The 18,848-nt window shown below is 77.0% G+C and carries 19 protein-coding genes; 7 read left to right on the top strand and 12 right to left on the bottom strand.

Going from position 1 to position 18,848, the window contains the following annotated elements; translation table 11 throughout:
- Positions 1-747, bottom strand: a complete 747-nt coding sequence (locus CELGI_RS13200; RefSeq protein WP_013884632.1) for a LamB/YcsF family protein — start codon at positions 745-747, stop codon at positions 1-3.
- Between the two features lie 138 nt (positions 748-885).
- On the opposite strand from CELGI_RS13200, the gene CELGI_RS13205 reads away from it, so the two are divergent.
- Positions 886-3,315, top strand: a complete 2,430-nt coding sequence (locus tag CELGI_RS13205) for a DEAD/DEAH box helicase (RefSeq protein ID WP_013884633.1) — start codon at positions 886-888, stop codon at positions 3,313-3,315.
- A gap of 9 nt (positions 3,316-3,324) precedes the next feature.
- On the opposite strand, the gene CELGI_RS13210 is transcribed toward CELGI_RS13205, so the two are convergent.
- On the bottom strand, positions 3,325-4,326 hold the full coding sequence (locus CELGI_RS13210; RefSeq protein ID WP_013884634.1) for an alpha/beta hydrolase family protein: 1,002 nt from the start codon (positions 4,324-4,326) through the stop codon (positions 3,325-3,327).
- Positions 4,327-4,356: 30 nt separating this feature from the next.
- Between CELGI_RS13210 and CELGI_RS13215 the strand changes: the two genes are divergently transcribed.
- Positions 4,357-5,196, top strand: a complete 840-nt coding sequence (locus CELGI_RS13215) for a PaaX family transcriptional regulator (protein WP_013884635.1) — start codon at positions 4,357-4,359, stop codon at positions 5,194-5,196.
- Here CELGI_RS13215 and CELGI_RS13220 read toward each other — a convergent pair.
- Positions 5,193-5,819, bottom strand: coding sequence for a TetR/AcrR family transcriptional regulator (locus CELGI_RS13220; RefSeq protein WP_013884636.1), 627 nt, complete (start codon positions 5,817-5,819; stop codon positions 5,193-5,195). The genes CELGI_RS13215 and CELGI_RS13220 overlap by 4 nt on opposite strands.
- Before the next feature lie 95 nt (positions 5,820-5,914).
- Between CELGI_RS13220 and CELGI_RS13225 the strand changes: the two genes are divergently transcribed.
- Entirely contained in the window at positions 5,915-6,850 is a 936-nt protein-coding gene (locus CELGI_RS13225; protein WP_013884637.1) for an ABC transporter ATP-binding protein, read from the top strand.
- Complete coding sequence (locus tag CELGI_RS13230; RefSeq protein WP_013884638.1) at positions 6,847-8,460, top strand: ABC transporter permease; 1,614 nt, start codon at positions 6,847-6,849, stop codon at positions 8,458-8,460. The genes CELGI_RS13225 and CELGI_RS13230 overlap by 4 nt, the downstream gene beginning before the upstream one ends.
- Positions 8,461-8,563: 103 nt before the next feature.
- On the opposite strand, the gene CELGI_RS13235 is transcribed toward CELGI_RS13230, so the two are convergent.
- From CELGI_RS13235 to ssd, 7 genes are all read right to left on the bottom strand, one after another.
- Positions 8,564-8,959 carry an Rv3654c family TadE-like protein gene (locus CELGI_RS13235; protein WP_013884639.1) on the bottom strand — a complete coding sequence of 132 codons (396 nt, stop codon included), beginning with the start codon at positions 8,957-8,959 and terminating at the stop codon, positions 8,564-8,566.
- A complete protein-coding gene (locus tag CELGI_RS13240; RefSeq protein WP_013884640.1) occupies positions 8,956-9,312 on the bottom strand; it encodes a TadE family type IV pilus minor pilin in 357 nt (118 codons plus the stop codon). The genes CELGI_RS13235 and CELGI_RS13240 overlap by 4 nt, the downstream gene beginning before the upstream one ends.
- Complete coding sequence (locus CELGI_RS13245; RefSeq protein WP_013884641.1) at positions 9,309-9,599, bottom strand: DUF4244 domain-containing protein; 291 nt, start codon at positions 9,597-9,599, stop codon at positions 9,309-9,311. The genes CELGI_RS13240 and CELGI_RS13245 overlap by 4 nt, the downstream gene beginning before the upstream one ends.
- Positions 9,600-9,784: 185 nt before the next feature.
- Positions 9,785-10,330, bottom strand: coding sequence for a type II secretion system F family protein (locus CELGI_RS13250; protein ID WP_013884642.1), 546 nt, complete (start codon positions 10,328-10,330; stop codon positions 9,785-9,787).
- On the bottom strand, positions 10,327-10,989 hold the full coding sequence (locus CELGI_RS13255) for a type II secretion system F family protein (protein ID WP_013884643.1): 663 nt from the start codon (positions 10,987-10,989) through the stop codon (positions 10,327-10,329). Before CELGI_RS13255 ends, CELGI_RS13250 begins: the two co-directional genes overlap by 4 nt.
- On the bottom strand, positions 10,986-12,164 hold the full coding sequence (locus CELGI_RS16945; RefSeq protein WP_013884644.1) for a TadA family conjugal transfer-associated ATPase: 1,179 nt from the start codon (positions 12,162-12,164) through the stop codon (positions 10,986-10,988). The genes CELGI_RS13255 and CELGI_RS16945 overlap by 4 nt, the downstream gene beginning before the upstream one ends.
- Positions 12,161-12,946: a septum site-determining protein Ssd gene (ssd, locus tag CELGI_RS16950; RefSeq protein WP_013884645.1), complete on the bottom strand. Its 786-nt coding sequence runs from the start codon at positions 12,944-12,946 to the stop codon at positions 12,161-12,163. The genes CELGI_RS16945 and ssd overlap by 4 nt, the downstream gene beginning before the upstream one ends.
- A 209-nt stretch (positions 12,947-13,155) precedes the next feature.
- Between ssd and CELGI_RS13270 the strand changes: the two genes are divergently transcribed.
- Positions 13,156-13,953, top strand: coding sequence for an HAD family hydrolase (locus CELGI_RS13270; RefSeq protein ID WP_013884646.1), 798 nt, complete (start codon positions 13,156-13,158; stop codon positions 13,951-13,953).
- A gap of 314 nt (positions 13,954-14,267) precedes the next feature.
- Here the strand turns inward: CELGI_RS13270 and CELGI_RS13275 are convergent, their stop codons facing one another.
- A complete protein-coding gene (locus CELGI_RS13275; protein WP_245528101.1) occupies positions 14,268-15,134 on the bottom strand; it encodes a Fic family protein in 867 nt (288 codons plus the stop codon).
- A gap of 127 nt (positions 15,135-15,261) precedes the next feature.
- On the opposite strand from CELGI_RS13275, the gene CELGI_RS13280 reads away from it, so the two are divergent.
- The gene (locus CELGI_RS13280; protein ID WP_013884648.1) at positions 15,262-16,650 is read left to right on the top strand and encodes an NAD-dependent malic enzyme; all 1,389 of its coding nucleotides are present in this window, start codon (positions 15,262-15,264) and stop codon (positions 16,648-16,650) included.
- A gap of 3 nt (positions 16,651-16,653) precedes the next feature.
- On the opposite strand, the gene CELGI_RS13285 is transcribed toward CELGI_RS13280, so the two are convergent.
- Positions 16,654-17,781 carry an NADH:flavin oxidoreductase/NADH oxidase gene (locus CELGI_RS13285; RefSeq protein ID WP_013884649.1) on the bottom strand — a complete coding sequence of 376 codons (1,128 nt, stop codon included), beginning with the start codon at positions 17,779-17,781 and terminating at the stop codon, positions 16,654-16,656.
- Positions 17,782-17,871: 90 nt separating this feature from the next.
- Between CELGI_RS13285 and CELGI_RS13290 the strand changes: the two genes are divergently transcribed.
- Positions 17,872-18,804: a formate/nitrite transporter family protein gene (locus tag CELGI_RS13290; RefSeq protein ID WP_013884650.1), complete on the top strand. Its 933-nt coding sequence runs from the start codon at positions 17,872-17,874 to the stop codon at positions 18,802-18,804.
- The last annotated feature ends 44 nt before the right edge of the window (positions 18,805-18,848 follow it).

Here is an 18,848-nt window from a genome sequence, read left to right on the forward strand (position 1 = left end):
TCAGGCGAACGCCCGCAGCGCGACGCCCGCGGCCTGCAGAGCGGCGCGCACGTCCCCGGCCAGGCGGACCGCTCCGGGCGTGTCCGAGTGCACGCACACCGTCTCGACGTCGAGCGCGACGTCGGTGCCGTCCACGGCACGCACGCGGCCCTCGGTGGCGATCCGCACCACGCGCCGCGCGACCGCGTCCGCATCCGTGAGCAGGTCACCGTCCTCGCCGCGGGGCACCAGGGTGCCGTCGGCGCGGTAGCCGCGGTCCGCGAACGCCTCCCGCACGGCGCGAACGCCGCGTCGCTCGGCCTCGGTCAGCACCGCGGCACCGGGCAGGCCGACCACCGGCAGGTCACGCGTGACGTCGAGCACGGCTCCCGCGTGCGCCTCGTGGTGGAGCAGCGCGTGGTAGAGCGCGCCGTGCGGCTTGACGTACGCGACGCGCACCCCGGCGTGCGCGGCCGCGGCCGTCAGCGCCTCGAGCTGGACCGCGACCTGCGCGCGCAGGTCGGCCGCGGGGACGTCCAGGAACCGCCGCCCGAAGTGCTCGCGGTCCGCGTAGGACACGTGCGCCCCGACCGCCACGCCCCGCTCGGCGGCGGTCCGCAGCACCGCGGCCATCGTCGCGGCGTCGCCCGCGTGCCCGCCGCACGCGACGTTCGCGCTGGTCACCACGTGCAGCAGCGCCTCGTCGGTGCCGACGACCCCGGGCTGCCACGGGTCGAGCCCCTCACCCAGGTCGCAGTTCAGGTCCACGGGCCCACCCTGCCACCGCACGGCCCGTGCGCGCGGGCAGCCTCGCGCCGGTGGACCACACGCGTCGACGGGGCCGTGCGGGCCCGGGTCCGCGCGCTCGGGTCTGCGCGCCCGGGTCAGCGCGCGGCCGGTGGGACCATGGAGCACGTGACCGCCGACGACCTGCTCGACGTGCTGCTCGCCGGCGGCCGCCGCGCGGAGCGGGCCACGCACGTGCGCCACCTGCCGGCGCGCGAGGGCCGGCGCGGCGCCTGGCCGGCATGGGCCGACGCCGACCTGGTGCGCGGGTACCGCGCGCTGGGCATCGAGGCGCCGTGGCAGCACCAGGTGCAGGCCGCGCAGGCCGCACGCGACGGCCGGCACACCGTGCTGGCCACGTCCACGGGGTCCGGCAAGTCGCTCGCGTACTGGCTGCCCGCGCTGACCGCGGTCCGCGAGCGCCGCGCCGCGGGCACGCTCGACCCCGGCCGGATCGAGACCGCGCAGCGCCAGGCCGGGGTCCTGTACCTGTGCCCGACGAAGGCGCTCGCCGCCGACCAGCTCGCGGCCCTGGAGCGTCTGCTCGCGGCCGCGCAGGTCCGGGACGTCCGCGTCGCGCAGTGCGACGGCGACACGTCCCAGGACGAGCGGCGCTGGATCCGGGACCACGCCGACGTGGTGCTGACCAACCCGGACTTCCTGCACTTCTCGCTCCTGCCGCAGCACCAGCGCTGGTCGCGGCTGCTCGCGTCGCTGCAGTACGTGGTGCTCGACGAGTGCCACGCGTTCCGCGGCGTGTTCGGCGCGCACGTCGCGCTGGTCCTGCGGCGCCTGCGCCGGCTCGCGGAGGCGTACGGCGCGTCCCCCGTGTTCGTGCTGGCGTCCGCGACCACCGCGGACCCGGCCGCGAGCGCGGCGCGCCTCCTGGGGGTCGATCCCGACGAGGTCGAGGCGGTCACGGACGACGCGTCACCCGCAGGCCGCAAGACCGTGGTGCTGTGGCAGCCGCCCGAGCTGCCCGGGCGGGGTCCCGACTCGGGCGCGCCGTGGGCGTCGCTCCTGCCCGACGAGGACCCGTGGGCGACCCCGGGCGAGCCCGAGGACCGGCCGCGGCGCACCGCGACGGCCGAGATCGCGGACCTGCTCGCCGACCTCGTCGCGCACGGGGCACGCTCGCTCGCGTTCACGCGGTCGCGCCGGGCCGCGGAGTCGGTCGCGACGACGACGCGCGAGCACGTCGGGGCGCTGGACCCGGCGCTGCGCGGCGCGGTCCAGGCGTACCGCGGCGGCTACCTGCCCGAGGAGCGCCGCGGGCTGGAACGCGCGATCCGGGACGGCTCGCTGCGCGCGCTGGCGACCACCAACGCGCTCGAGCTGGGCGTCGACATCTCCGGGCTCGACGCGGTGCTCATCGCGGGGTGGCCCGGCACGCGCGTGTCGTTCTGGCAGCAGGCGGGCCGCGCCGGGCGCGCGGGGGCCGACGGGCTCGTCGCGCTCGTCGCGCGCGAGGACCCGCTGGACACGTACCTGGTGCACCACCCCGAGGCGGTGCTGGACGCCCCCGTCGAGGCGACGACGTTCGACCCGGGCAACCCGTACGTGCTCGCACCGCACCTGTGCGCCGCCGCCGCCGAGCGTCCGGTCCGGGCCGACGAGCTCGCGCTGTTCGGCCCGCGCGCCGCTGCGGTGCTCGAGGAGCTGACCGAGCACGGCGTGCTGCGCCGCCGCGCATCGGGCTGGTACTGGACGCATGCCGAGCCCGCGTCCCGGCTCACCGACCTGCGCGGCGCGGGCGGCGACCCCGTGCGCGTCGTCGAGAGCGGGACCGGGCGCGTGCTCGGGACGGTCGACGCGGCCTCGTCGGACGCGACGCTGCACCCCGGCGCGGTGTACGTGCACCAGGGCGCGACGTTCGTCGTCGACGACCTGCACGCGGCCGACCACGTGGCGCTCGTGACGCGCCGCGAGGTGGACTACGGCACGTGGGCGCGCTGGCTCACGACGACCGCGGTGGTGGACGTGCGCGACGAGCGCGCGTGGGGGCCCGTCGCGTGGCACCTGGGCACGGTCGACGTGACGTCCCAGGTGCTCGGGTTCCAGCGCAAGCACCTCCCGGACCTGCAGGTGCTGGGCTACGAGGACCTCGAGCTGCCGCCGCGCACGCTGCGCACCACGTCCGTGTGGTGGACCGTGCCGGCCTCGGTGCTGGAGGAGGCCGGGGTCACGCTCGAGGCCCTGCCCGGTGCGCTGCACGCCGCCGAGCACGCCTCGATCGGCCTGCTGCCGCTCCTGGCGACGTGCGACCGGTGGGACCTGGGCGGCCTGTCCACCGCGCTGCACCCGGACACCGGCGAGGCCACGGTGTTCGTGCACGACGCGCACCCGGGCGGCGCGGGCTTCGCCGAGCGCGGCTTCGAGCTGGGCGCCGCGTGGCTCGCGGCCACGCGCGACGCGATCGCGGCGTGCGCGTGCGCGACCGGGTGCCCCGCGTGCGTGCAGTCGCCCAAGTGCGGCAACGCGAACCACCCGCTCGACAAGGCCGCCGCGCTCCGCCTGCTGGATGCGGTCCTGCGCCACGCACGCGCCTGAGCGCGTGGCTCAGCCGACGTCCCGCAGCCACTCCCGGTAGTCGTCCAGCACCCCGGGCGCCAGCAGCGCACGCGGCCGCACCACCGCGGTGAGGACGCCGACCGCGGCGACGTCCTCCACGACGGGCCGGGCCAGCGAGTGCGGCGCGTCGAACGTCGCGACGCTCAGCAGGTCGCCCAGCGCCGCCCGGTACACGCGCTCGGTCTCGGCGACGTCCACGTTGCGGTCGCGCGACCCGACCATGAGGTGCACCCGCACGCCGCGCTCGGCGACCGCGCGCAGCTCAGGCGTCGCGTCGGCCCGGAAGTTCCGGAGCACGAAGCCCCACCGGTCCGCCGGCATCGGGTCGTGGGTCTCGCGCGCGTACTCGTCGTACGGCGCCGCGCGTTCGAGCAGCGCAAGCACACGGTCGCTCTCGGCCACCGCGCGTGCGGTCTGCGCGGCGTCCGCGTCGCGGTCCGCGAGCCCCGCGAGCAGGTGGAACCGGCCCTGGCGGCGCCAGTCGACCGCGGTCCCGACCGCGACCACCGCGGACACCTCGGGGCGGTCGGCCACCACGCGCGGGAAGACCCAGCCGCCCTGGCTCGCGGCCCACAGCACCACGGGCCCGGCGGGCAGGTCGGGCTGCGTGCGCGCCCAGTCGAGCACGGCCCCCACCTCGGCCGCGCGGTCGGCCATCGACTGCTCGAGCCAGCTGCCCTGCGAGCCGCCGACGCCGGGCTTGCTCCACGAGAGCGTCGCGAAGCCCGCGTCCGCCGCGGCCTCGAACCACGGCATGTACAGGCCGTCCTGAGTCGCCTCGACCGGGCCGTCGCCGTGGATCATCACGACGAGCCCCCGCGCGCCGCCCTCGTCGGGCTGCGCGACGACGCCCGCGAGCGTGCCCTGCGGGCCGGGGATGCTCACCTCCGCCGTCGTGAGCCGGAAGTCGTTCCCGACGACGGTGGCCACCGTCAGGGCCGTCACCAGGACGGCGACGACGACGAGGACCCGAACTATCGCTCTGCGCACGGTCGTAGCGTATGCGATAGGTTCGGCGCCGTGGCCACCCCCGCGCACTCCCGCCGCTCCCGGTCCGCGGCGCCCGCCACCGGCACGCCACCCGCGCCGCGGACCGTGCTCGAGGCGCTCCTGCCCGCCGACGGCCCCGTCCCTCTCGCGCTCGTGTACGAGACCGCGAACCTGGCCGGGCTCGAGGACCAGCCCCTGCGTCTCGCGATCCGGCGCGCGTGCGCCGCGGGCGACGTGCAGCAGCGCGGGCGCGGGCGGGCCGGCAGCGTCGAGCTGACGGCTGCCGGTCGGGCCCGCCTCGCCCGGGACCGCGTGGGCCTCGCCCTCGCGCTCGCGCAGGACGCGGGACAGGCGCCATGGGACGGGCGGTGGCACCTGATCGCCCTCACGGTGCCCGAGCGGGACCGCGCCGTCCGGGACGCCCTGCGTCGCGAGCTCCTGGCGTCCGGTGCGGCGCCCGTCGCGACGAGTCTGTACGTCAGTCCGCACGACCTGAGCGACGTGCTGCCCGCGGCCGCCCGCGGTGCGACCGCGACGGCCGTCGCGACGCACCTCGACGTGCGCGGCACCACCGAGCCCCAGGCGCTGGCCGAGCAGCTGTGGCCCGCGGCGGCGGTCGTCGCGGCGTACGCCGCCGTGACGCGGGCGCTGGCCGAGGACGACGCGGACGACGGCGCCCCCGTCCCGGTGCGGCAGCTGCGGCTCGCCGACGCGCTCGACCGCGCGATGCGCGACGACCCGCTGATCCCGCTCGAGCTGCGCGTCGCGCCGTGGGCACCCAGCCACGCTCGCGGCGCGTGGGCCCAGCGCTGGCAGGCCCTGCGCGTCCTCGACGGCGGCACCGACCTCTACCGCGGCTGGCTCGACTAGGCGCCCGGCTCCTGCGGCGCGGGTGGGTCCAGGTGCGTGCCCGTGAGGTAGCGGTGGATCGTCGGGCCCACCTGGGCCACGAGCTCCTCGAGCGTCAGGTCGACGAGGGGCGGCAGCAGCACCACGTGCCGCGCCACGGCGATGCCCAGCAGGTGCGTGCCGGCCAGTGCGAGCCGGACGACGTTCTCGGACGGCACGCCGGACTGCGCCAGGACCCGGGAGAAGAGCGTCTCGCGCAGCATCTGCGCCGCCGCCGGCGAGGTCGCGGCCGAGCGCACCAGGCTCAGCAGCACCGGGCGCGTCTCGTCGGACTCCCACAGGCGCAGATAGGCGTCCGCGGCCGCCCAGCCCGCCCCCGCGGCGGCAGAGCCGATCGCCGCCCCGATCCGTCCCGGGATCGCCGTGCGGTCCGCCACGACCGTGGTGAACAGCGTCGGCTTGTCGGTGAAGAAGTGCCGGAGGAGCGCCGAGTCGACGCCCGCGGCGGCCGCGATGGCGCGCACGGACGCCCCCTCGTACCCGCGCTCGGCGAACAGCGTGAGCGCGGCGTCGAGGATCGCGTCCCTCGTCCCGCTGTCCCCGGGGCGGCGCCCGGTCGGCCGTCTCCGTGGCGACTCCGTCATGCGACGACTATTCCACACTTGTGGAGTTCCACGGGTGTGGAGTTAACTGGCCGAGGGCCCGGTCCCGGGCCGACGTCGCGCGTCAGGAACCCGCCATGAGCACGCCCCACCCGCACGAACCCGTCATCGAGGTCCAGGGCCTCACCAAGTCCTTCGGCCGGTTCCAGGCGCTGCGCGGCCTGGACCTCACGGTCGAGCGCGGCCAGGTGCACGGGTTCCTGGGGCCGAACGGCGCGGGCAAGTCCACGACCATCCGCGTGCTCCTCGGGCTGCTCAGGGCCGACGGCGGCACGGTCCGCCTGCTGGGCGCCGACCCGTGGGCCGACGTCGTGGCGCTGCACCGCCGCCTGGCGTACGTGCCTGGTGATGTGTCGCTGTGGCCCGGGATGACCGGCGGCGAGGCGATCGACCTGCTGGGTGCGCTCCGCGGCGGGCTCGACGAGCGGCGGCGCGCCGAGCTGCTCGAGCGGTTCGAGCTCGACCCGACGAAGCGGGGCCGCCAGTACTCGAAGGGCAACCGGCAGAAGGTCGCGATCGTCGCGGCGCTCGCGTCCGACGTCGAGCTCCTGGTGCTCGACGAGCCCACCTCCGGCCTCGACCCGCTCATGGAGAACGTGTTCCAGGAGGTCGTCGCAGAGGCGACCGCCCGGGGCACCACCGTGCTGCTGTCGAGCCACATCCTTGCGGAGGTCGAGACGCTCGCCGACCGGCTGAGCATCATCCGCGACGGCCGGATCGTGCAGTCCGGGACGCTCGCCGACCTGCGTGGCCGGACCCGCACCACGCTGCACGCGACGCTCGACCGGCGGCCGGACGACTCCGCCCTCGCGGCGCTCGATGACGTCCGCGTCGACGACACCGGGCTGAACCTCACCGCGAGCATCGAGTCCGACCGCATCGGCGAGGCGATGGCGCTGCTCGGACCGTGCGGCTTCCGCTCGCTCACCGTCGCGCCACCGTCCCTGGAGAGCCTGTTCCTGCGCCTGTACGACGACGAGACCGGCCCGGACCGGGACGGCGGCGCACGATGACCGCGCTCGTCTCGTCGGTGGCCGCACCCCTCACCGGCACGCGCCGGTTGCTGCGCACCACGCTGCACCACGACGGACGCCTGTTCGCCCCCTGGGTGGTGATCGCGTCCGCGCTGTCCGCGAGCTCGGTGCTCATCTACCCGTTCGTGTTCCCGACCGCGGCGGACCGGTTCGCGCTCGCGACCGCGATCGGGGCCAACCCCGCGCTCGGCCTGATCTTCGGCCCCGCGTTCGACCTGACCACGGTGGACGGGTTCAACGCGTGGCGCTCGCTCGCGCTCGGCGGCTTCCTGGTCGCCCTCGGGGCGATCTTCGCGGTGGTCCGCGCCACGCGTGCGCAGGAGGACTCCGGCCAGGCCGAGCTGCTCGCCTCCGGCGTCCTGGGCCGCTCGTCCCGGCTCATGGCCGGGATCGGCGTCGCGCTCGTCGGGTCGTTCGCGGCGGGGCTCGTCGCGGGCGTCCTCACGGTGGCGTGCGGTGGCGCATGGGGCCCCTCGATGCTCCTGGGCGCGACGTTCACCGCGAGCGGCTGGATGTTCGCGGCCGTCGCCGCGGTCGCCGTGCAGGTGGGGTCCGACGCCCGGACCGCGAGCTCGCTCGCCGTCGGGACGCTCGGCGTGCTGTTCCTGCTGCGCGGGTTCTGCGCGTCGCTCGACGCGCCGGCGTGGACGCTGTGGGCCAACCCGCTCGGCTGGACCCTGCAGACCCACCCCGCCAGCGGGGACCACTGGGCACCGCTGCTGCTCACCGTCGCGCTCGTGATCGTCCTGGTCACGGTGGCGTTCGCGCTCCAGGCCCGGCGCGACTACGGGCAGGGCACCATCGCCCCTCGCCCCGGGCCCGCGCGCGGGACCACGCGCGGGCCGTGGCGCCTCGCGGCGCGCCTCACGCGGGGCGCCGCGCTCACCTGGCTCGTCGCGTTCGTCATGCTCGGCGTCGTCTTCGGGTACTTCACGACGTCGGTCCAGGACATCCTGCGCGCCGACTCCGGCGTCCAGCAGATCCTGGCCGCCGGGGCGGTCACCCCCGCCCAGCTCACCGCGGCGTTCCTGCGCACCGTCCTCAGCCTCATCGGGATCCTCGCGACCGTCTCCGGGGTGCAGGTGATGCTCCGGGTCCGTGCGGAGGAGCTGTCCGACCGCGTCGAGCCGGTGCTCGCGGGCGCCGTCACCCGGACGCGCTACCTCGCCGCGCACATCGGCGTCGCGCTCGCGCTGCCCACGGTCCTGCTGCTCGTCGCGGGGACGGTCGTCGCGACGCTCGCGGCCGGGGCCGACATCGGCATCTCGTTCGGGGACGCGTTCACGCAGGCCGTGGCGACCGCGCCGGCGGTCTGGGCCGTGGTCGCGCTGTCCGCCGCGGTGGTGGGCGCGCGGCCGGCTGCCGCGCTCGCGGCCTGGGCGGGCGTGCTCGTGTCCTTCGTCCTGACGCTGCTCGGCCCGACCTTCGGCCTGGACGACTGGGTCCTGGGGATCAGCCCGTTCTGGCACGTCCCCCAGGTCGCCGGACCGGATCCGGACTGGACCGGGCTCGGCTGGCTCGCGCTCGTGACCGCTGCCCTCCTGACGGTCGGCCTCGTGGGCTTCCGCCGCCGCGACGTGGCCCGCTGACCGCGCACCGGCGGACCGCGCGCGCGTCGGGCCCGGCCACCCGATGCGCGCGACGGCCCGGGTGGCGTGGCCGGTCGGGCGGGGTCGCGGTTCATGCCTCGGGTCACGCACGTCGCGGTCCCGCGCGCGCGTGCGCGACCGCGCCTCCCCCGAGCGCGTGCGGCACCGTGACCGCCACCTCCACGACGCCCGCTCCCGTGGCGTCGCACGCGCGCAGCTCGGCGCCGTTGCGCTGCGCGGCCTGGTCCGCCCGCGCGCACGCCTGCTCGGCGTCGTGCGTGTGCCGCAGCGTCGTCGCACCCGCGAGCGCCGCCAGGTCCGCGGCGGCCTGGGCACGGCCCCGGGCCGCGTGCGCGGTCGCGACGGCACCCACGCCCGCGGCGGCCAGCAGCGCGACGAGCACGACCGCGAGCAGCAGCACCGTTCCCGCGCCGCGGTCGTCCCACCGCGTGCCGGCCCGCCCGCCCGCGGTGCGCCACGGCTGGCCCGGATGGGTCACGGCTCCACCCACGCGACCGCACGACCCTCGACCGTCACCGCGTCACCCAGCGCGCCCACGGGCAGCCCCGCGGTGACGGTGACCGTGACCCAGCGGTCGTCACGCGTCACCGAGACGTGCGCGCCGCCACCCGCGACCCGGTGCGCCGCCGCCACCGCCTCGCCGTCCGGCTCCCCGAGCGCGGCGATACGCGCCGCCGTGCGTGCCGCCTCGGCGCAGCGCATGTGCTGCACGCCCGCCACGCCTACGCCCAGCACCGCGAGCACCAGCAGGACCACGGCGGGCAGGCCGACCGCGAGCTCCGCGGTGACCGCGCCGCGATCACCCCGTCCGGCCCGCCCACCGCCGGTCACAGCGAGAGCGCCTGCTTGACGATGCCCAGCAGCAGACCCCTGACCTCGTTGCCCTTGAGGATCACCACCAGCAGCCCCGCGAAGCCGACCGCGGCCAGCGTCGCGATCGCGTACTCCGCGGTGGCCATGCCCGCGTCGCGTCCCGCCGCCGCGACGCGCCGCGCCACCCGACGGGGCACCCACCCCCGCGCCGGGACGCACGCGTGGCGTCGCATCGTGCCGTCCGCGTCGTCGGCCGCCGCCTGGTCCGCGTCGCGGGGCTCTCCGGTCTCGCACTCGGTCGTCATGCTCGCTCCCTCCCACCGGCCGGGGCCGGCTCCCTCGTCGTCACCGCCCGTGGGACGGCCACGCCGGCCATCCGGCGCGCGCCCACTGTCGCCACGGCGCCCCGTCCGGCGTCGGGCGACGACCGTGCACGGGGAGTGCCACCGGCGCCGGCCCGGGCTGTGGTCGGGCCGACGTGGAGCCGCCGTCACGGCAGGACGCCGACGAGGTCGCCCGCCAGGCCGAGCACCAGCGGCGCGAGGCCCAGCAGCACGAACGCGGGCAGGAAGCACAGGCCGAGCGGGAGCACCAGGTGCACGCCCAGCGCGCCGCCCGCGGTGCGCGCCCGGCGTCGCCGCTCGCGCCGCGCCGCGGCGGCCCGCGAGCGCAGCGCCGGACCCGGGGCCGCACCGCCGACCCACGCCGGCTCGAGGGCGTCCCGCACCTCTCGCACGCGCTCGGGAGCACCCGCCCACGCCGCGCTCCAGGAGGCACCCAGCACCAGTGCCGCCCCCGCGGCCGCGAGCGCGTGCCCGTCCGGCCCGCCGACCGCGGTCCCCACGGCCTCGAGCGAGCGCGGCACCGACGCACCCGCCCCGAGCGCCGCGTCCACGAGGTCGAGGAGCAGCACACCGTCGACCGGGACCGCCGCACGCGTGGCGGGATCTCGCCGCCGCGGCGTGCGGACGTCGCGGTGCAGCCACCACGGCGCGCTCACCACGACGGCCGCCGCGGCCAGCAGGGCGCCGCTCATCGGGCGGGCGTGGGCCGCTCGGCGCGCGCGAGCAGGCGTGCGGTCCATCTGCGCCCCAGCAGCAGGAGGCCCGCACCCGCCACGCCGCTCGTGGTCCCGAGGCCGCCGCCGAGCAGCACGCCCACGGGGTCCGCGCCCAGCAGCGCACCGAGCGCGAGCCCGAGCAGCGGCAGACCGGCGAGCACCCGCGCGGTCGCGCGCGGGCCTGCGAGCGCGGCCGCCACCTCGTCGCGCTCCTCGGCGTCCTGGACCAGCGCCTCGGCGACGCGGTTGAGCACACCCGCGAGCGGTGCACCGAGCTCGCGCGCGGTCGCAGTCGCCGCCACCACGGCCGCGGCCCGCTCGGCATCCCGCGCCGCCCGACGACGCCGCGCGGACCGTCCGCGCCCCGGACGCGCGGGCCCACACGCCGCGACGAGCATCGGGACGTCGGGCGCGTCCCGCACCGGCCGTCCCAGCACCGCCGACCACGCCTGGTCCGGTGCGCGCCCCGCACGCAGCTCCGCCGCGACGGCCACGAGCGCGGCACCCAGCTCGACGCCGGCCGCCCGGTCCCGCCGGCCTACGACCGTCGTCGCCCGCGTGGGAAGCCTGCGCCCGCGGGGGCCCGCGCACGCGGCGACCACGACGGCACCCGCGAGGCCGACGAGCAGGCTCACGGCCCCGCGCCGATCAGACGCGCCCAGCCCGGCCCCCGCTCCACCGCGCCCGCCGCCGACACGGTCAGCGCGGGGTGCACCTCGAGGCCGCCCGGGCCGCGGCGCACCACACCGATCTCGGCGAGGAACCGCCGTCCGCGCCCCGGTCCGTCGCGGCGCAGGTGGAGCACCGCGTCGAACGCGGCCGCGGCCTGCGCGGCCACCGCGTCCCGGCTCAGCCCGGCCAGCGCGGCGAGCGCCTCGAGCCGCGCGGGCACGTCCGCCGCGGTGTTGGCGTGCACGGTCGCGCAGCCACCGTCGTGGCCGGTGTTGAGGGCCGCCATGACCTCGCGCACCTCGGCGCCCCGGCACTCGCCCAGCACGATCCGGTCGGGTCGCATGCGCAGCGCCTGCCGGACCAGCTCGGCGAGATCCACGCGTCCCGCGCCGTCGACGTTCGCGCGGCGGGCCAGCAGCCGCACCACGTGGGGGTGCGCGGGCATGAGCTCGCCCGCCTCCTCGATCACCACGATCCGCTCGTCGTGGCCCACCCAGGACAGCAGCGCCGCCAGCAGCGTGGTCTTGCCCGATCCGGTGGCGCCCGAGACCAGCAGGTTCGCGCGACGCTCGACCAGGTCCCGCACCACCGGCACCACGCCGGGTGCGAGCGTGCCGGACGCGACCAGCTCCCCGACGGACAGCGCACGCGTGCGCACCACGCGCAGGCTCAGCAACGTGCCCGCACCCGCGACCGGGGGCAGGACGGCATGCAGCCGGGTCCCGTCGGGCAGGCGCGCATCGGCCGTGGGCGCGGCGTCGTCGAGGCGCTGACCGCCCGCGGCCGCGAGCCGGACCGCGAGCGCACGCACGTCCTCGTCGGAGCCCAGGTCCACGCCCGTGCGCACCAGCCGCCCGTCGCGCTCCACCCAGACGTCCCGCGGCCCGTTCACCAGGACGTCGGTGACCAGCGGGTCCTCGAGCAGCGCCTGCAGCGGGCCGGCCCCGACGATCGCCGCCCGGACCCGCCGCGCCGTCGCCGCGAGCGCCGCCGAGCCGAGCACCGCGCCGCGCGCGCGTGCGACGTCCACCACGAGCCGGAGCCACGCGTCGTCGGACGCCGGTCCCAGCCCCCGCGCACGCTCGCGTACGGCGTCGACGAACGCGTCGTCGACGCCGTGACCCGCGACCACGCTCACCGCAGCTCCCGCACCAGCTCGCGGGCGACGCGGGCGGCGGCACGCGCGACACCACCCGTGAGGGGCAGCCCGCCGCGCTCCGACGCCGCCGCGGTCCGCCGGTCCACGGGCAACCGGCCGAGCAGCGGCAGGTCGACGGCCTGCGCCAGCTCGGCCGCACCCAGTCCACCGGGCGCGGGCCCCGCCGCCACCACTCCGGTGGGCGCGCCGTGTCCCACGAGCTGCGGACGCAGCGCGAGCACACCCGCGACGGTCCGCAGGTCCCGCGGCGCCACCACGACGAGCACGTCGCACGCCGCGGCGACGGACTCGCCGCTGACCACGCCCGACCGGTCCAGGTCCAGCACCAGCACGCCGCACACGCCGGTCAGGGCGTGCAGGACGTCGCTGACCACGGCGGGTTCGGGCGGCGCGGGTCGCAGCCGGTCGGCGCTGAGCACAGCGCACGGACCCCACCGGGGCAGCAGCGCGACCACCTGCGTCCCGTCGACGTCGCCACGCGCGCCCGCCAGGTCGGGCCAGCGCACGCCGTCCGCGTCCTCGAGCGCCAGGAGCACGTCCACGCCGGCCGACGATCGGTCGAGGTCCACGAGCGCGGTCGCGGTGCTCCGCGCGAACCGCGCGGCGAGTGCCGCCGCGAACGTCGAGGCGCCCGCACCGCCACGGCCACCCACGACCCCGATCACCGTCGCCCGGCCGCCCCCGCCTGCGGCCCCGCTCCCGCCGACGAACCCGTCGAGCGGGGCGGCCGTCGTCCGACGTCCCCCCGTGCCCCTCGCCACCGCTCCACCTCCGCTCGCCGCCGGCCGCGTCCGCACCGCGGTCCGGACCTTCCCGCGCGGCGACCGCACGCGGAGGAGCTGCCACGCCCGCCGTGGACGTCCGGCCCGGTGCGCGGGCTGGGGTCGGCCGGCCGGCGCGGTCCGCCGGGCTGTCGGCGTCGGTCGCTACGCTCGCGGGCAGGCCCACGGTCCGACGAGAGGGGACGCCCGTGCCCGACGAGCAGCCGCGTGCGGCGGCGTTCTTCGACCTGGACAAGACGATCATCGCGACGTCGTCGGCCACCGCGTTCTCGCGCGGGTTCCTCGCGCAGGGCCTGCTCACCAAGCGGAACGTGCTGCGCACCGCGGTCGCGCAGTTCCTGTACCTGGTCGGCGGCGCGGACGAGGTGCAGACCGAACGGCTGCGCGCCAACCTGTCGCGCACCGTCACGGGCTGGCCGGTCTCGCAGGTCTCGCAGATCGTCGCCGAGACGCTGCACGAGGCGATCGACCCCACCGTCTACGCCGAGGCGGTCACCCTCATCCAGGAGCACCACGCGGCGGGCCGCGACGTGGTCATCGTCTCGGCGTCCGGGAGCGAGATCGTCGGTCCCATCGCCGCGATCCTCGGCGCGGACCACGTCGTGGCGACGCGGATGACCGTGGTGGACGGGCGGTACACCGGAGAGATCGACTTCTACGCATACGGCGAGAACAAGGCGCAGGCGGTCCGTGACCTCGCCGACCAGCACGGCTACGACCTCACGGCGAGCTACGCGTACTCCGACTCGATCACCGACGCACCCATGCTCGGCGTGGTGGGCCACGGCTTCGCGGTCAACCCCGACCGCGGCCTGCGGCGCCTGGCCGAGCAGAGCGGCTGGGAGGTGCTCACCTTCCGCCGGCCCGTGCCGCTGTTCGAGTTCGACCGCGAGGCGCGCGTGACCACCGGCGTGCTCGCCGCGCTGGCCGCGGGCGCGCTCGTGGCGTGGTGGGCCGTGCGGCGGCACCGGCGCCGGTCCGCCTGACCGTCCGGATGGCAGACCGGCCGTCCGCCATGTGACATCACCCCGGTCCTCGACCTGGGACGACGCCCGCTCCCCTATCCGTCACGCGCGATCGGCGGTACACAGGGCTCACAACTGCAGAGCCGCGAGGGCACCCACGCGCAGGTGTAGCCCACCTTCGGGCAGGTCGACCGGGCTGGTCCCGTAGCGAACCGTAGAGATGCACGCTTGATCACCCTCGCGTCCGCAGACGAACGGCGGCGTCCCCCAGGGGCGCCGCCGTCTCGCGTCCCCGCCGCGCCGCCGTCTCGCGCCCGCACCCACGCCGCAGAAGGTCAGGTCGGGAGCGTGGCCGTCAGGACGCCGTCGGCCACGCGACGCGCCTCGGCCGCACCCGCGACCACCGCGTCCGAGCAGGCGGTGAGCCAGCGCGCCACGCCCTCCGGCCGGCCGGTGGCATAACCCGCCGCGGCCGCGACGTACTGCTGCGGCGCGGCCGCCCACGCGACCTCCGGGAGCACCGAGCCGGTCGGGTCCAGCCCGCCCGCGGTGACCATGACCCGGAACGCGAGCCGCGCGACCAGGCCGTTGCCCGCCACGAACGGCCGGACCGCCAGGATCTCGGCGTGCACCAGCGCCGCGACGACGAGCGCGGGTGCGCCGCTCGTCGCGACCGTCCGGGCGAGCAGGTCCACGCGCGCCGCGACCTCACGCCCGAGGGGTGCGGGACCCAGCCCGGTCACGTCGCGCGCTGGCTCGGTGGTGCGCAGCCGGCCCAGCGCGTCGGGTGCGAGCCAGCCGGCGCCGACGAGCGTGTGCGCGCGGGCCAGCAGCTGGGGCAACGGCGGCAGCGCCGCGCCCTCGCGCCCCCCCAGATCGGGCATGAGGCGCTCGGCGAACGCTGCCCCGCGCACGGCCCCGGCGAGCACCGCCTCGGGCCCGGCGGGCGGCTCGGCGGACGTGGGCGCGGCCGGGCCAGGAGCCGCCGCGGTCCCGGTGGCGTACCCGCGTGCGAGCTCGAGCGGCAGCCGCGCCCCCTCGAGGCCCGCGCTCGCCTGTGCGGCGCGTACCCCGGCCTCGGCGCGGACCTCGCGCCACCGGCGCCGGTACGCCTCGTGCCAGCGCAGCTCGGCGCACGCCGCACGCGCGCGCTCGACGCCGTCCGCGGCGATCTCGACCCAGCCGGCCAGCACGTCGTCCACGCCCCCGACGCTACCGACCGCGACGGCGCGCCCGGACCCGCGCCGCGCACGGACCCCGCGGCGCACCCAGACCGGCGGCGCGCACGGACCAGCGGCGCGTCGGCGGCCCGGGGGGCACACTGACGCCATGGCCGGGCCCAGCGTGTCGTCGTCCATCACCGTCCGGCTGCACGTCGCCGCACGGCCCACCGCGGTCAGCGAGCTGACCACGGCGATCGAGCACGCGGGCGGGATCGTCACCGCGCTCGACGTCACCGCCTCCGAGCACGAGCAGATGCAGGTGGACGTCACGTGCGCGACGCTCGGCGAGGAGCACGCGGCGCAGATCGTCGAGGACCTGGGCGGGCTCTCGGGCGTGCGCGTGGACCGCGTGAGCGACCGCACGTTCCTCATGCACCTCGGCGGCAAGCTGGAGATCCGCTCCAAGGTCCCGCTGCGCACGCGCGACGACCTGTCCATGGCCTACACGCCGGGCGTCGCGCGGATCAGCGAGGCGATCGCGGCGCACCCGGACGACGCACGCCGCCTGACCATCAAGCGCAACACGATCGCGGTGGTCACGGACGGCACCGCGGTGCTCGGCCTGGGCGACGTGGGCCCGCTCGCGGCGCTGCCCGTCATGGAGGGCAAGGCGGTGCTGTTCAAGCAGTTCGCGGGCATCGACGCGTTCCCGATCGCGCTGGACACCACGGACGTGGACCGCATCGTCGAGACGGTGTGCGCGATCGCGCCGGTGTTCGCGGGGATCAATCTCGAGGACATCTCCGCACCGCGCTGCTTCGAGGTCGAGCGGCGGCTGCGCGAGCGGCTGGACATCCCGGTGTTCCACGACGACCAGCACGGCACCGCGATCGTCGTGGTCGCGGCGCTCACCAACGCGCTGCAGGTGGTGGACAAGCGCATCGAGGACGTGCGGATCGTGCTCTCGGGCGCGGGGGCCGCGGGCACCGCGGTGCTGCGCCTGCTGCTCGCGGCGGGCGCCGACGACGTGGTGGTCGCGGACGTCGACGGCGTCGTCCACCCCGACCGGCCCGGCCTCTCACCGTCGCTGCAGTGGACCGCCGCGGTGACCAACCCGCGAGGCGTGACCGGGTCCATCCCGGACGCGCTGGCGGGTGCGGACGTCTTCATCGGGGTGTCCGCGCCGGACGTGATCACGGGCCGGGACGTCGCCACGATGGCCCCGGACTCGATCGTGTTCGCGCTCGCGAACCCGCGCCCCGAGGTGGACCCGGACGACGCGGCCCAGCACGCGGCCGTCGTGGGGACGGGTCGCTCGGACTTCGCGAACCAGATCAACAACGTGCTCGCGTTCCCGGGGGTCTTCCGCGGCCTGCTCGACGCGCAGAGCCACCGCATCACCGACGAGATGCTGCTCGCGGCCGCGGGCGCGCTCGCGGCGGTGGTGCGGCCCGACGAGCTCAACCCGACCTACATCATCCCGAGCGTGTTCAACCCCGAGGTGACCACGCGCGTCGCGGCGGCGGTCGCCGCGGCCGCGCACGAGCAGGCCTGAGCGTCAGCGGAAGGCGCCGCGCACGTACTGGGGCTGGTAGCCGGTGGTCGCCACGCGCTCGAGCGGCACGTCCGCGGCGGGCTCGGGCGTGACGGGCAGCTCACCCAGTCGTACCCCGAGCTCGGCGGCGGCGCGCAGCGGCCAGTGCGGGTCGCGCAGCGCACCACGGCCGACGAGCACCGCGTCCGCGGACCCGTCGGCGAGCACCTGCTCGGCGAGCGACGGGTCCTCGAGGATGCCGACTGCCGCGACCGGCAGCCCGGACACCTCGCGCACACGGCGGGCGGCGGGCACCTGGTAGCCGCGCTCCACGGGGATCGCGGCGAGCGCGTTGCCGCCGGTGGACACGTCCACCAGGTCGACCCCGTGCGCCGCCAGGCTCGCGGCCACGTGCGCGACGTCGTCGACCTCGAGCCCACCGGGCGTCCAGTCGGTCGCGGAGACGCGCACCAGCAGCGGGCGGTCGTCGGGCCACGCGGCGCGCACGGCGTCGACGGTCTCGACGAGCAGGCGTGCGCGGCCCTCGGGCGAGCCGCCGTACTCGTCGGTGCGCTGGTTGGACAGGGGCGACAGGAACTGGTGCAGCAGGTAGCCGTGCGCGGCGTGCACCTCGACGACGTCGAACCCCGCCGCCACCGCACGGCGGGCGGCCGCCGCGAACGCCGCGGGGACGGCCGCGACCTGCTCGGTGGTCAGCTGCGCGGGTGCCGCGAGCTCGGGGAACGCCACCGGCGAGGGCGCCACGGTGGTCCAGCCGCCCTCGGAGGGCGCGATCGAGCCGGTGGATGACGAGAACGGCCGGTGCACGGACGCCTTGCGGCCGGCGTGCGCCAGCTGCACGCCGACGCGCGTGCCGCGCGCGTGCACGAAGTCGGTGACGCGACGCCACGCGGTCGCGTGCTCGTCGGACCACAGCCCGGCGTCCTGCGGCGTGATCCGCCCCTCGGGCAGCACCGCGGCCGCCTCGGTCAGCAGCAGCCCGAACCCGCCCGACGCACGTGCGCCCAGGTGCACGAGGTGCCAGTCGTCGACGAACCCGTCGACCGACGAGTACTGGCACATGGGCGCGAGCCAGGCCCGGTTGGTGAACGTGGTGCCGCGCAGCGTGAGGGGCGAGAACAGGTGGGTCACGCCCGTGCGAACCGTACGCCCCGGCGCGCGTGTTCCCGGGCCAGCCTTTCGTCCCACGACCTGGACACGTGTGTGCGCGAGCCTGGTCGGGTGCTGAGCATCGAGGAAGGCGTCGAGACACAGGTCGACGCGGCCGTCCACAAGGTGGACCTGCTGCGGACCCCGTGGCTGTTCCTGGTCCGGACCATGCTGGCGGGCGCCTACATCGGCATCGGCGTGGTCATCATGGTCACCGCCGGCGGGCCGCTGGTGCAGGCGGGCTCCCCGTTCGCGCCGCTCGTCAACGGCCTGGTGTTCGGCGTGGCGCTGACCATCGTCGTGGTCGCGGGTGCCGAGCTGGCCACGTCCGCGATGATGATGCTGACCCAGGGCGCCATGCGCGGTCGCATCGGCTGGGGCCGCGCGGGCCTGACGCTGCTCGCGGTGCTCGCGGGCAACCTCCTGGGCGCGCTGGTGTTCGCGGTCCTGGTGCACACGTCGGGCATCGTGGCCCCCGGCACCGCGGCGGGCGACACGATCGCCGGGATGATCGAGCACAAGTCGCAGGAGACGACGCTGCAGCTCGTCGTGCGCGGCATCCTGTGCAACCTGCTGGTCTGCCTCGCGGTGTGGTGCTCGACGCGCCTTCGCAGCGAGGGCGCCAAGATCGCGGCGATCTTCGCGTGCGTCATGGTGTTCATCACCTCGGGTTTCGAGCACGTCGTCGCGAACATGACGACGTTCTGGCTGGGCGTGCTCGGCGGGCTGCCCGAGGCCACCGCGGCCGAGTTCGCGCGGAACGTGCTCGCGGTCGGGCTGGGCAACACGATCGGCGGCGCCGTTCTCGTGGGCGCGGCCTACGCCTACCGCCCGCGCGCCGCGCACCCGACGCTCACGGAGACCCTCTCCGAGACCCTTCATGCGACGCTTCCCGACGAGCCCGCCGCCGCAGCGGTAGACGCGTCCGTCGAGGTCCCGGCGCCGCGCGTGACGGCCGACACGCCGTCGGCAGCCAGCGCACCGGAGCAGCCCGTCCTACGGTGACCGGAGCGGTGGCGCACGCAGCGCGCCACCCCGGCACCGAGGGG

Origin of the sequence: Cellulomonas gilvus ATCC 13127, from assembly GCF_000218545.1 — a bacterium.
GTDB classification, from domain to species: domain Bacteria; phylum Actinomycetota; class Actinomycetes; order Actinomycetales; family Cellulomonadaceae; genus Cellulomonas; species Cellulomonas gilvus.